11 protein-coding genes are annotated in these 13,020 nt (G+C 42.1%); 3 read left to right on the forward strand and 8 right to left on the reverse strand.

Annotated features, from left to right (window positions below; translation table 11 throughout):
* Window positions 1-11: 11 nt before the first annotated feature.
* From LW728_RS03900 to LW728_RS03920, 5 genes are all read right to left on the reverse strand, one after another.
* The gene (locus LW728_RS03900; RefSeq protein WP_002803614.1) at window positions 12-959 is read right to left on the reverse strand and encodes an NAD-dependent epimerase/dehydratase family protein; all 948 of its coding nucleotides are present in this window, start codon (window positions 957-959) and stop codon (window positions 12-14) included.
* 419 nt (window positions 960-1,378) lie between these two features.
* Window positions 1,379-2,443: a uroporphyrinogen decarboxylase gene (gene hemE, locus LW728_RS03905; protein WP_002803734.1), complete on the reverse strand. Its 1,065-nt coding sequence runs from the start codon at window positions 2,441-2,443 to the stop codon at window positions 1,379-1,381.
* Between the two features lie 90 nt (window positions 2,444-2,533).
* Complete coding sequence (locus LW728_RS03910) at window positions 2,534-4,753, reverse strand: heavy metal translocating P-type ATPase (protein ID WP_287765280.1); 2,220 nt, start codon at window positions 4,751-4,753, stop codon at window positions 2,534-2,536.
* A 183-nt stretch (window positions 4,754-4,936) separates the two neighbouring features.
* The gene (locus LW728_RS03915; protein ID WP_287669091.1) at window positions 4,937-6,139 is read right to left on the reverse strand and encodes an S-layer homology domain-containing protein; all 1,203 of its coding nucleotides are present in this window, start codon (window positions 6,137-6,139) and stop codon (window positions 4,937-4,939) included.
* Between the two features lie 30 nt (window positions 6,140-6,169).
* Window positions 6,170-7,393, reverse strand: a complete 1,224-nt coding sequence (locus LW728_RS03920) for an NAD(P)/FAD-dependent oxidoreductase (RefSeq protein WP_287765282.1) — start codon at window positions 7,391-7,393, stop codon at window positions 6,170-6,172.
* Between the two features lie 373 nt (window positions 7,394-7,766).
* Here LW728_RS03920 and LW728_RS03925 point away from each other — a divergent pair, with 373 nt between their 5' ends.
* Together LW728_RS03925 and LW728_RS03930 are read left to right on the forward strand one after the other, a co-directional pair.
* Window positions 7,767-8,954 carry a glycosyltransferase gene (locus LW728_RS03925; protein ID WP_287765283.1) on the forward strand — a complete coding sequence of 396 codons (1,188 nt, stop codon included), beginning with the start codon at window positions 7,767-7,769 and terminating at the stop codon, window positions 8,952-8,954.
* Between the two features lie 364 nt (window positions 8,955-9,318).
* Entirely contained in the window at window positions 9,319-9,558 is a 240-nt protein-coding gene (locus tag LW728_RS03930; RefSeq protein WP_287765285.1) for a hypothetical protein, read from the forward strand.
* Window positions 9,559-9,562: 4 nt separating this feature from the next.
* On the opposite strand, the gene LW728_RS03935 is transcribed toward LW728_RS03930, so the two are convergent.
* The 3 genes from LW728_RS03935 to LW728_RS03945 form a co-directional block, all read right to left on the reverse strand.
* On the reverse strand, window positions 9,563-9,991 hold the full coding sequence (locus LW728_RS03935) for a type II toxin-antitoxin system VapC family toxin (RefSeq protein WP_002788601.1): 429 nt from the start codon (window positions 9,989-9,991) through the stop codon (window positions 9,563-9,565).
* 9 nt (window positions 9,992-10,000) lie between these two features.
* A complete protein-coding gene (locus tag LW728_RS03940) occupies window positions 10,001-10,240 on the reverse strand; it encodes an antitoxin (RefSeq protein ID WP_002793069.1) in 240 nt (79 codons plus the stop codon).
* Window positions 10,241-10,528: 288 nt separating this feature from the next.
* The gene (locus LW728_RS03945) at window positions 10,529-11,410 is read right to left on the reverse strand and encodes a tetratricopeptide repeat protein (RefSeq protein WP_002803728.1); all 882 of its coding nucleotides are present in this window, start codon (window positions 11,408-11,410) and stop codon (window positions 10,529-10,531) included.
* Between the two features lie 121 nt (window positions 11,411-11,531).
* Between LW728_RS03945 and LW728_RS03950 the strand changes: the two genes are divergently transcribed.
* Window positions 11,532-13,016: an efflux RND transporter periplasmic adaptor subunit gene (locus LW728_RS03950; protein WP_002803726.1), complete on the forward strand. Its 1,485-nt coding sequence runs from the start codon at window positions 11,532-11,534 to the stop codon at window positions 13,014-13,016.
* Window positions 13,017-13,020: the final 4 nt, after the last annotated feature.

The raw sequence follows: 13,020 nt of genomic DNA on the forward strand, positions 1-13,020 counted from the left end.
GTTCCCTCTACTTAGGGTTTTTTTCGGGGAATTCCTCGCAGGGTTAAAACATCATCGAGGGTGGAACAATAGTTTTTTAAACCAAAATCGTCAGGAGTATAGGTTTTAATGTGGGTGAAGTGGCGATAATTCATGGCAAAACGGTCCCATGCTTCCATCTGCAAGTTAAAAACTTTGATAAAAAAGTTAGCAATAGTTAAAGATAAAGGAATGCGAAAATAGATTTTTTTGTTTAAATAAGTACAGATTTCCTCCACTGCTTGGTTAGCTGTTGTGCGTTGATTGCCTAGAACAATTTTACTTTCTGGTGCGGGATTTTCGATTAAATAATTCACCACTTGAGCTATATCTTTGGCATGGATAAAATGAAAACTGCCATCAGCTTGAAACCAACGCACTAAACCGATATATTTCAACACATCCGGTAAACCGCCATAGATATGAGAATAGGGTTTATTTTCGTCACCACCTAAGACAAAAGTGGGGTATAAAGTGATAATTTTATCGGCGATTTCTAGGTCAGTAAATTTACTATAACAAATATATTTAGTGCGGATATAATTAGTTCCTATCTCCCCAGCTTCGGGTAAAGGTTGATTATTTTGATTGAGAATACTGGCAGTAGAAAAATAGAGGACTTTCTCGCAGATTTGAGCATCTAAATAACTAATTAATTCTAGGGTTTTTACCACATTAATCTGATAACTTTCCTCCTCTCCTCCCCAACTGGTAGCGATTAAAACCGCTATATTCATTGTTTTTAAAAGCTCGGCATATACCCCAATATTTTCCATATCGCCTAAAAGTATATGAACATTTGATCGCCCTTGGTAAGTAAATTTTAACTTCTCGGCATTACGCACTAAAAAATATAATTCATAGTCGGGATTTTCCAGTAAAATTTCGGCGATATAATGCCCAATACAGCCACTCACACCCGTTAGAAATATTTTTTTCATTATTTTAATTGATCCAGCAGAATTTAGGGGACAGTGTGAAAGTAAAAAGTGAGTCACGGGTTCGGATTTTGGAGAGCTGCATCTAAACTTTGCAGAAATATCAAAAATGATTAATGGTCAGTGACTCTTAAATTATTACAAATATATCAGCAGCTGCGTGTAAGCATCCCACAAAAAAACTAATGCGCGGGGGGTTCGGGGGAGGCGCTTCGTCCCCCGACGGGGGGTTTGGGGGGTAGAACCCCCCAAGAGTCTGGATTGGAAACAAACAACCTAGAAAGCACAGTTTTTTAACAGAAGTTATCAGAGAATCCCAACTTAGTAGATTTTAAATTATGGGATGCACTCTTAGGTGTTGGGTGTTACAGACGATTTCCTTACCTCCTAACCCCTATTCCCTAAACCTTGATCAGGACATCCTAGGCGTGAACTGCTAATAATTGATCCGCTTGTTTAGCAGTTTCAAAGAAGAAACGCACGTTATCTTCAGGAGTTCCCACCAAAACACCATGACCTAAATTAAGAATATGACCTTGATTACCCGCTTTACGAATAGTATCAATAATCCGCTCGCGAATAAAGGGCTGGGAACCGAATAAAACCCCCGGATCGATATTACCTTGAACCATCATCGATTTACCTAAACGCTGTCTCGCTTCCGCCATATCCACGGTCCAATCGACGCTAATAATATCAACCCCCGATTTACCCATTCTTTCCAAAACGCCGGCGCTGCCACTAATGTAGAGAATTAACGGTGTATCGGGATGGGTTTCTTTCACCAAACGAACTACTTTTTGTTGATAGGGTAAGGCAAAAACATCGTAATCTTGGGGAGTTAATTGACCCGCCCAAGAATCGAACATTTGTACTACTTGCGCCCCACAATCGATTTGATAACGGACATAGGTGGCGATCATATCCGCTAATTTATCTAAAAATTGGTGCAGTACCGAGGGTTCCGAAAAAGCCATCCCTTTAATCACAGAATAACTTTTAGAACCTTTCCCTTCCACTGCGTATGCTGCTAAAGTCCAAGGCGCACCGACAAAACCGAGGACAGTGGATTTATTTCCCACCTCTTGACGCAGGGTTTTTAAAATCGTTTTGATAAAAGGTAAAGACTGATCGGGATCGAGGGGATTAAGTTGGTCCACCTGCGCTTGAGTACGAATGGGAGAATCGATAATCGGCCCCTTACTTTCGATAATATCAAAGGGAATACCAATTCCCGCTAGGGGAGTGAGGATATCGGAGAACATGATCACCCCATCCGGTTGAAAAGCGCGCCAAGGTTGCAGGGAGATTTCGATCGCTAAATCGGCATTTTCCGATCTTTCCCGAAAACTGGGGTATTTATCCCGCAATTCTCGATAAATCTGCATATAACGTCCTGCTTGTCTCATCATCCACACGGGAGGACGGGGTAAGATTTCTCCTTTGGCAGCGCGTAATAAATAAGGTATTTCAGGGGAGTCAGTCATATCAGGATGATTATTCTATTGCCTTTTCTACGGTATCATCCCCCGTACAGCTAATTTTTCTGGTTTTTCCTTAAGAATTGTTAACGAAAATTATCCCTCCACCCTGGGGTGAATTCGACGCAATCGCAAGGCATTTGTCACCACGGAAAGGGAACTTAAAGCCATGGCAGCACCGGCAATAATCGGATTGAGCAGAAAAGGATAGAGGACTCCGGCAGCGATGGGAATGGCAATCAGGTTATAAATAAAAGCAAAAAAGAGATTTTCTTTGATATTTCGCATTGTTGCCCGACTTAACTCAATAGCACTCACAATTCCCTGTAAATCTCCCGAAATTAAGGTTATATCACTAGCGGCGATCGCTACATCGGTCCCTGTGCCAATGGCAATACCTAAGTCCGCTTGCGCCAATGCGATCGCATCATTGATGCCATCTCCAACCATGGCGACTATTTTCCCTTTTTTCTGCAAATATTCGATTTTTTCGGCTTTTTCTTGGGGACGGAGTGCGGCAAAAAAGCGCCGGATACCCAACTCGCTGGCGATCGCCTCTGCGGTTTCGAGGTTGTCCCCCGTCATCATCATCACCTCTAAGCCCATTTTTTTGAGCTTGGCGACCACTGAGGAAGAAAAAGGTTTTAAAACGTCGGAAATGGCGATAACCCCCTCTAAACCCCCGTTAACCGCTATCCAAGCCACGGTTTTTTTCTGCCATTCCCAATCGTGGGCGACTTTTTTAAGAACTTTTGTTTCAACTCCTTGACGTTCTAACCATTGTTGTGTACCGATTTGCACGAAATCCGACCCGACTTTTCCCTGCACTCCTGCCCCAGTTATTGAGTCAAATTCGGTTACTTCTAGGGTTTTAATCTGGTTTAACTGCCCATATCTAACTATTGCTTCTCCTAACGGGTGTTCAGAATGATTCTCCACCGACACGACTAACTGCAGCAGCGATAATTCCCGTCCATCCCTCACCCCTTCCCGAGTCAAGAAGTCCGTCACCGTTGGTTTCCCCTGGGTGAGAGTTCCCGTTTTATCTAGAACAATAGTAGTAATGCCCTGGGCTAATTCTAAACTTTCGGCGTTTTTAATTAAAATTCCCTGTTTTGCTCCCTGTCCTGTTCCCACCATAATCGAGGTGGGTGTAGCTAATCCTAGCGCGCAGGGACAAGCGATAATTAAGACTTCCACCATTGTAATCAAAGCGAGGGTGAGATTACCCGTGCGGAGAATCCAAAATAGGAAAGTTATTACCGCAATAATCATCACCACCGGCACAAAATAAGCGGTCACTCGATCGACTAATCTTTGTATAGGTGCTTTTGATGCTTGTGCGGTTTGTACTAATTGGACAATCTGAGCTAAAACCGTATCTTTTCCCACTCGTAACGCTTGCATTTGTAGGCTACCGGTTTTATTAATTGTCGCCCCGATTACCTGTTGATTGATATTTTTTCGCACGGGTAAACTTTCCCCCGTCACCATCGATTCATCAATGCTAGAACTGCCCTGGATAATTATGCCATCGACGGGAATTTTTTCTCCCGGACGCACTAAAATTATATCTCCTACCTTCACCTCTTCTATTGGTATATCTAGCGTCTGTTCTTCCCTAATTACCCTAGCAGTTTTTGCCTGTAATCCCATTAATTGTTTAATAGCGGCGGCCGTTTCTTTTCTGGCACGTTTTTCAAGGAAACGACCGAGTAAAATCAGAGTAATGACGATAGCTGATGCTTCGTAATAGACATGGGAATTAAACCCCTGTTTTTCGATAAAATCGCTCCCGAAGGTTAAAAACAGGGAATAAAAATAGGCGGCACTGGTTCCCAAAACTACTAAAGTGTCCATGGTGGCAGCGCGGTTTTTAAAGGCTTTCCAAGCATTTTTATAAAAACTTTGACCACACCAAAATTGGACGGGAGTAGCGAGAATTAATTGGAATAAGGGAGCGTGTAACCAGTGGGGAATAAAAGATAGAGATAAACCCGTCATCATCGGCAAAGAACCGATAAAAAGTATAATACTAATAACAATAGCGATCGATAGTTTAGTGAGAAGTTCTTTTTCTGGCCTGGATTCGAGATTAATTTCCGTTATCGGTGTAGCCTGGAAACCAGCATCCCTAACTTTTGCTTGAATAGTGTTAAGATCGGTACGCTTGGGATCATAGTCCACATCCACCTGTTCCATGCCAAAATTAACTTGACATCGAATCACTCCGGGGATAGATTTAATTATCCGTTCGATCGAATCAGCGCAACCAGCGCAACTCATCCCGGCGAGTTTGAGAGTTTGATGGGTCATAATTTTAATAGCAGCGGAAGTCAGCAACAAAATCCCCTGCAGCAGAGTTCTATCTTTAGGATAAAATATTCCCCTAGCTGCAGGGTCAAGAATCCTTTGTTAATTTTTCTGAATAGATATGAAGAAATGTCAAAAAGAGTGTCTGTATTTTCCTAACACACCCTTAATTTTTATGGACAAATTTCAATTAACCCCACTCTGTTGCGTGTCTTGACCCTGCAAAGCATCGGCAGCGGAAACACCATCACCCTGAAAACCAAAATACCATAAAGTAGCGGCAGCTTCAGCGCGAGTTACTGGTCTTTTTGGCTGAAATAGGGTAGTAAAACCAAAAACTCGCCGAATATTGGCTTGTTCGGCATTTTGAAAATCGGCATAAAGAGCGCGCACCAGCTGCGGGTTAATTTTATTAGTATCCTGAAAACCCCAAGTATTTTTAATCGTATCAAGATTGGCGCTCGGTAAAGCTTTTCTGATATCTAATGGCACTTTCCACGCGATTAAATCTTCCCGGGTTAAAGGAGCATTGGGACGGAATAAAAGAGTGCTACTATCTCCCGTTAAAGGAGAGGGAATTAACCCTGCTTCCGCTAATCCTTGAATATAAATATAATCGGGATCGTTATTTTTAACATCACTAAAAGCTGGGGAACTATTGGGAGTAGCTAAACGGATTTGTTTACCTGCTACATTGGCATAAATGGCATTATTAGCCTGTAACAACCAGCGCGCAAATTCTCGGCGCGTTATTGTATCATTAGGGTTAAACTGATTGTTATTACCTGTTAATACTCCTAATCTAGCTAAGTCTTGAATGTGGCTTTTTAAGGGATTAGGTAAGGATTCGAGATCGTTAAAACTGGTGGGATTAAGATTGGGTAAGGGGGAAGAAATGGGGGAGGGACTAGGGGAAGCAATCGGAGTTCCCGTTGGACGATAATCGAGGCTATATTCCGTATTGGGAGAAGTAGCAGTTATGGTGATAGTTAATTCTAAATTATCTCGACGGGCCGTTAGGGTACTATTGACTCCTTCCCCAGAAAAGGGAGTGATAATTTCCCAATTATTATTAACTAATTCCTGTTGATAAAAAGCCTCGATCGCATTGCTGGGATCGTTGGATTGCCACCGGGTTTGCCCACCGGTATTATCAGGATTTGTCTGCACGGATAATAATTCTGATTGACTATATCGAGGAATTTCTGCGGGAAAATTTGCGGGTAATTGCTGGTTATTAGGAGAGTTTTCTGGTATGGGATTTGTTTGTAGATTAGGATCGGCAGCCAGACGATTTTCTAGGGCAGGATTGCCACTACAGGCTCCTAAAATGCCCAGCAGGGTGATCATTGTACTGTAGCGAATAAACTTACTCACGGTCTTTACCAATATTGTTTCCTTAGCTTTATCCTAGCTTATTTATCTGGGGTTTTGACTAGGGAAAATTGTGCGCCACCATTGACGTAATTTCCCCAGCAGAAATCCTCCTAACCCTTTTGTGTATTTTTCAAATTTGTAGTAAAATAAAATGTCGATTATATCCTGTGTGGCAAGATACTTGAGATAGGATACTCCTTGATCTATACGCACATCACTATATTCTAAATAAACTTTGCGACTGAGGCGATCGGATAAATTCCATTTTGGTTGAAAATATTCTTGCATCCTCTGTTGATAAGGGGCAAAACTACTCGATTTTCCCTGTAAATATTCTTCCATGTATTGACAAGCAATTTCCGCTCCTTTCATAGCATAGCGAATACCTTCCCCTCCTAAAAAGTTAACCGTAGAAACAGCATCACCAATCGCTATAATATTCGGTTCTTGATAATAAATATCTTGCAGATTGAGCGAATATTCTAAAATAGACCCATGGATGTCGATTATATCATATTTAGAGAGATTTATGTAGGTTTGAATAATTTGTGTAATATAACTTTTTAAAGGCTTAACTTCAGGAATATAAGGATGTTCTCCCTCTAACCAAGCGGCTCCTATTTTTAATTGCTGATTATCCATAGGAAAAATCCAGCCATAACCTTTAGGACTCCATTTATGACCTAGAAAAAACACTAAATTATCTTGATATTTTTGATAATATACTTCTGGCACAGTAATTAAATATTCAATGCCCACTGCTTTTAAAAAATCAGGTTTTTCTCGTTTATGTTTATACATAACTGCTCTAGCGTATCCCGTGGCATCAACCAATAAACGAGTAGTAACTGTCTCGATTTCCTCGCCTTTTGATTTCAAGAAAACAGTTAGCTTATCCTCCATCTGTTGATATTTCAGATAACGACAACCTAAACGAACTTCTCCCCCCCAACGCAGCACTTCTGCGGCTAAAAACTCTCGCAATTTGGCAAAATCAAAAACTACCCCTAAAGGTTGCGGTGATGACCAAAAATGATGTATGCTGGTGGAGATGATTTCGATATTTTTCCAAAACCTAGCCACTACGGTTTCGGGGAGATTGAATTGTTCTAAAATTTCTAGGGGAGAAGCGGCACTAGAAAAATTATTATCTTGCCAACTAGAATGTTGTTCCACCAAAAGAACACGATAACCTTTTTCACTTAATAATCTACCACAGTGACCTCCCGCCGGTCCACCCCCAATAATTACGACATCATAATCCATGATTTACTCCCTCGCCTAATCTTGCTAACTTGCTTTTATTTTACCCTAATTTGCCCTCTGTTAAACCCCAAACTGGTTAAGCTGTTGTGCATCTAAACTTGATAAGTAGCTGATTATAATTAAATTAAAAATGGATTTTAGGTTCGATCCCCCCTGCCCCCCTTAATAAGGGGGGTGCCGATAGGCGGGGGGATCCCCCTTAATAAGGGGGGTGCCGATAGGCGGGGGGATCCCCCTTGATAAGGGGGGTGCCGATAGGCGGGGGGATCCCCCCTGCCCCCCTTGATAAGGGGGGTGTCTGACAACTTTTAACACCTACCTACTTACTCTTTTTAACCTGTTCCCTATTCTCTCATCGAAAGCTGACTATCTTATGACATTTTTCTTATTATTAGTTACTTCCCTATCGCTGATAATTTGGTTATATTTAATCTTAGCCAGGGGACAATTTTGGCTATCTAACCAAAAAATTAATCCTGTCACTTCTCCTTTAAAAAATTATCCAAAAGTCTCGGCAATTATCCCCGCACGAAACGAAGCCGACGTTTTACCTATCAGTTTAACCTCCCTTTTTAACCAAGATTATCAAGGAGAATTTTCTATTATTTTAATTGATGATCAAAGCAGTGATGGCACGGGAAAAGTTGCTCAAGAAATTGCTGATAAATATCATAAATCTGGACAAATAACTATTATTTCTGGACAACCTTTAGAGATAGGATGGACGGGTAAATTATGGGCAATGAAACAGGGAATAACAGAGGCTACCGAGAAATTCGCCCCCGATTATTTTCTGTTTACCGATGCCGATATTGCCCACGCACCGGATAATTTAACCCAATTAGTCACTAAAGCAGTACAGGAAAAACAAGCTTTAGTTTCCCTGATGGTGTTGCTACGCTGTGACAGTTTTTGGGAAAAATTTCTTATTCCTGCCTTTGTTTTTTTCTTCGAGAAACTCTATCCTTTTGCCCTAGTTAATAATCCTAATTCCCCGATAGCAGCCGCCGCTGGGGGTTGCATTTTAATTCGCCGAGATATTCTAGAAAAGATTGGCGGTATTGAGATTCTTAAACAAGCTTTAATTGATGATTGTTCTTTGGCAATTGCAGTTAAAAAATATCTGCAAAATCACCCCGAAAATAGCGAGAAATCCATCTGGTTAGGATTAACAAAAAGCACCTATAGTCTCCGTCCCTATCCCGATTTAGCCAGCATTTGGAATATGGTAGCCCGCACCGCCTTCACACAACTAAATTACTCAATACTTTGGTTAATCGGCACAATTTTCGGGATGTTTTTAACCTATTTAGCTGCCCCCTTGGGCTTAATCTGGGGATTGGTCTTAAAAGAAACATCAATTATTATAATTAGCACCGTCACCTTATTACTAATCGCCCTCTCCTATAGCCCGACTTTAAGGCTATATAAATTATCCCCCCTGCGGGCTTTAACTTTACCCCTAATTGCCCTCTTTTATAGTTTAATGACCGTCGATTCTGCCCTGCGTTATTGGCGCGGCCAAGGGGGAGGTTGGAAAGGGCGAGTTTATCCTAATTAGGGTCTGCTGAATAATAGTAAAACCCTTTTAAAATAGGTCTTTTGACCTGTTAAAATCTGATGTTAGTGCAAGAAAATAGTAACTGAAAAAGTCCAGTAGGGTGCGCCCTTCGATAGCGTAACGCACCAAATAAATTAATGATAGATAAGAACTCTTGCAAATTAATTATATGTCATAAAACATTTTACCATTTGGGGATGGGGGGGTGAGTGCGATTATCTGTAGTGCGATCATGGATTTTCAACTATAATCAAAGATAAGTAGGTGGGTGGAATTAAATATAAAATGAACGTAGGTTGGGTTGAAGCATGAAACCCAACGCCCGCATGGGTTACGCTACCGCTAACCCATCCTACAAATAATTGTGCCTAACTATCTAGCAGACATCATTTCTGAAGAGAATATTAGCTCAGAAGAACTTCTGAAAAAACTCATTTACGAACATTGGCAAAGCTTAAAACCGCGTAAAACTTTATCACAACGCCGGGGAGGTCATCCTCAGCATCTTTTAGAAAATGCTCCACCTGATTTGTCATTGCGAGAAAACCGCAAAAAAGTAGTTGCAGAATATATACAAAACCATCATCAGCAACATCATTTATGACAAATTATCCCCCAAAAATTATTACAGAATCAATCAACCAATTCTCTAACTTCAAAGCAGGCACACGCTCAAATTCACGAGTATTTGCGGTAACAAGAGTCAGATCAAGCGCTAGAGAATGAGCAGCAATCAGTAAATCATTTGGACCGATTGGGGTTCCTGCTTGCTCCAAATGTTTACGAATTAGGGCATAGTGCTTATCTACAGTTGATTCTAATGGCAAAACTGTCAAGAACTCCAGGATGCGTTCTAGTTGCTGCACCAGACGGGAGGAACCACTTTTAACCACTCCAAATCTTAATTCACACGCCACAATGATGCTCGTACAAACGCTTTCTTCGCCGACATCCACAATATGCTGGAAAACCTGACCTTGGGGATACCTGATCAAATGTGATAGGATGTTAGTATCAAGCAGATATTGATAGGTCATTGGGTGGTACTAAAATGTAATGTCATCAAGGGGAAGCAACCCTTCATCTATATCAGGAAAATTGTCTGTAATGTCTGGCAAAGTAGTCAGCAAAGAAATTAGAGAACCGGAAGAAATCGGCTCAATGATTAAGCGATGACCTTCTTTGCGTAACAAAACCTCTGTACTTGATAGGGCCAGTTCAGGAGGAATAGTTAATACTTGCTCTTGTCCACTTGTTAGTAAAGAAACCTGACGTAAATTTTGCATCTGTTGACCCCTTTGTTAATGATCGCCTTACTATTTTAACTTATTTATCTAGTTATCTCGTTCCCCGGTTTTACCTGGGAACCCTTGATTCAGGTTCTACCTGATAACTGTTTACTGATAACTGTTCACTGAAATTCCAGTTCTTCTTAAATACTACTTTAAGGTAGAGACTTAGATATTAAGTAGGTAGTTGTTAAAAATTGTCAGACACCCCCCTTATTAAGGGGAGCAGGGGGGATCGAAGACAAAATCTATCTTCAATTTAATTAGAACCACTTACTTATCAGCTTAATTTTCTTCCTGCACTTCTGGGGTTGGTTGTGGTAAACGAGCGATAAAATCTTTCATTTGGGGATGATTAAACATTTTCTCCGTATCTTGCAGAAGACGTTTACCCCAGAGATTTTCCCCTAAAAATTCCAGACTGACATAACGACTATCGCTAGTGAGAGCGGCCTGAGCTAATTTGATGCCCTCCTCAGTTTTCCCTTGACTATAAATAGCCACCGCAATAGCTAACTGAGGTTCCGGCTGTTTAGGATCGATTTTCAAAGCAGCCCGCCAATCTTTAAGAGCCGCTTCCTTATCACCCTGTTCGTATTTAACTAAACCAATATTATTAATAGCGGGCCAAAAATCTTTATCTTGACTAACAGCCTTTTCGTAAGCTGCAATCGCCGCAGGATATTGTTCTAACTTGAGATAGGAATTACCGAGATCAAAAAGAGCGGGGGAGATATCGGGTTTCATTTGCAAACCCGCTTCAATTTGGGCAATAGCAGACTTGTAATCTTGATTCTGAAAATAGGCGCTACCGAGGGAAAATTTAATATTAGCGTGGGCATCGGCGGGAGCAAGGGACAAAGATTGATTTAATGCCTCGATACCGAGTTGCACCTGATCGTCTTGCAGATATAAACTACCGAGAATAAACCAAGTTTGATAGAGATGGGGGGCTAACTGCACCGCTAACTTAGCCCGTCCGAGGGCCGCATCGGTACGGCGGAAACGAGCTAATTGGATGGCATCCTCAGCGATTTCAATTCCTGCTTGTTCCATCTGTTCTAACTCCGGTTCGATGGCGTAGGGGAGTAGTGCTTGGGAAAAAGCCAGCGGGCTGCCAGCGACGAAAAAAATGAGCAAAGAAATGATTAATCTAAGTTTTGGCACAGTTTACCCCCGCGATAGGCCTTTTTTAATCAGTCTATCTCGCTTGGGAGTTGTTGGCTAAAGAAACAACAAAGGCAACTCTAGAGACGTTAGTATATAACCAATTACTTTTGGCTGATCGATGGCAATAAGCGTGTTGGGAAAATCAAATCGCCCCCTATTTTGGATATTCGGACTCATGGCTAGTGGTTTTCTGGCGGTGGGAGTGGTTTCTTATCGCTTGCTGCAAACTCCTCCTCCTGCCCTAGAATTAGCGAAAATGACCGTTGCTGCTCAACGGGAAACCCTCACTGTGGAAATTAAAGCTAGTGGTAGGGTGGAACCAATCCAAAGTGTCAACATTAGCCCGAAAAACCCTGGCCGATTAGTGCGATTATTGGTGGATCAGGGCATGATTGTTAAAAAGGGACAAACCCTCGCGGTCATGGATAATTTAGAGGTGTATGCCAAGGGAATGCAGTCAGAAGCGCATCTGCGGGAAGCTCTAGCCAATCTGGAACAGGCTAAACGCAGCATTCCCGAAGATATCCGGCAATTACAAGCCCGATTTTATCAGGCCCAGGCCAGTTATAAGCAATTAGAAGCCCGTTTAGCTCAGGCCAAAGAAAGAATTCCTAAAGATTTAGACCAGCTGCAAGCTCAGGTACAAGCAGCCCAATCCCGTTTTCGACTAGCAGAAAATCGGGTTAAACGCAATGAAAATTTAGTCCAGGAAGGGGCGATCGCTCAAGACCAATTTGATGCCGTCCTCAATGAATATCTCAACGCTAAAGCCAATTTAGACGAATCGATCCGCCGTTTGGAACAAGCAGATAAAACCGCTTCCCCAGAAGTGGCCGGAATTGAGCAGGAAATGATAGGAGCGGCAGCATCGATCGCAGAAGCGAAATTTGCCCTCGAACAACGCCAAAAAACCCAAGAAACCGAGCTGGCTCGACTAGAATCATCTGTAGCGGCCGCCAGGGCCGATTTAGAGCAAATTAAGATTCAATACCGCGATACAGTCATTACTGCTCCCTTTGATGGCATCATCACCCAAAAATACGCCACCGAGGGTTCTTTTGTCACTCCCACCACTTCGGCCTCCAGTACCGCTTCCGCCACTTCCACCTCGATTATCGCCCTAGCATCGGGATTGGAAGTGATTGCTAAAGTGCCGGAAGTAGATGTGGGTTTATTGCAGCGCGGCCAACCCGTGCGCATTGTCGCCGATGCTTTTCCTGAAGAAGTCTTTGAAGGTCGAGTTATTCTCGTGGCTCCCGAAGCAATTATCGAGAATAATGTTACTTCTTTTGAGGTCAGAATCGGTTTGGTGACGGGACGGGACAAACTTAAATCGAAAATGAATGTGGATGTAACTTTTGTCGGCCAGCAGTTAGATAATGCCCTCGTCGTGCCGACTGTAGCCATTGTCACCCGGGAAGGCAAGTCAGGGGTTTTAGTTCCCGATGCCGAAAATAAACCCAGTTTTAAACCCGTTTCGATCGGTTTAGTCCTGGACGATAAAACCCAAATTTTATCAGGTTTGGAAGCCGGAGAAAAGGTCTTTATCGATCTCCCCGAAGGGGCCGAAGATACCTCGAAAACTAATCAAAAATCTCAATAATTTT

Origin of the sequence: Microcystis sp. 49638_E5 (assembly GCF_021300285.1) — a bacterium.
Classification (GTDB): Bacteria; Cyanobacteriota; Cyanobacteriia; order Cyanobacteriales; family Microcystaceae; genus Microcystis; species Microcystis aeruginosa_C.

Excerpts from the sequence above, each read along its gene's own strand:
- LW728_RS03900 (WP_002803614.1), bottom strand. The coding sequence starts at position 959 with ATGAAAAAAATATTTCTAACGGGTGTGAGTGGCTGTATTGGGCATTAT.
- hemE (WP_002803734.1), bottom strand. The coding sequence starts at position 2,443 with ATGACTGACTCCCCTGAAATACCTTATTTATTACGCGCTGCCAAAGGA.
- LW728_RS03910 (WP_287765280.1), bottom strand. The coding sequence starts at position 4,753 with ATGACCCATCAAACTCTCAAACTCGCCGGGATGAGTTGCGCTGGTTGC.
- LW728_RS03920 (WP_287765282.1), bottom strand. The coding sequence starts at position 7,393 with ATGGATTATGATGTCGTAATTATTGGGGGTGGACCGGCGGGAGGTCAC.
- LW728_RS03925 (WP_287765283.1), top strand. The coding sequence starts at position 7,767 with ATGACATTTTTCTTATTATTAGTTACTTCCCTATCGCTGATAATTTGG.
- LW728_RS03935 (WP_002788601.1), bottom strand. The coding sequence starts at position 9,991 with ATGACCTATCAATATCTGCTTGATACTAACATCCTATCACATTTGATC.
- LW728_RS03940 (WP_002793069.1), bottom strand. The coding sequence starts at position 10,240 with ATGCAAAATTTACGTCAGGTTTCTTTACTAACAAGTGGACAAGAGCAA.
- LW728_RS03950 (WP_002803726.1), top strand. The coding sequence starts at position 11,532 with ATGGCAATAAGCGTGTTGGGAAAATCAAATCGCCCCCTATTTTGGATA.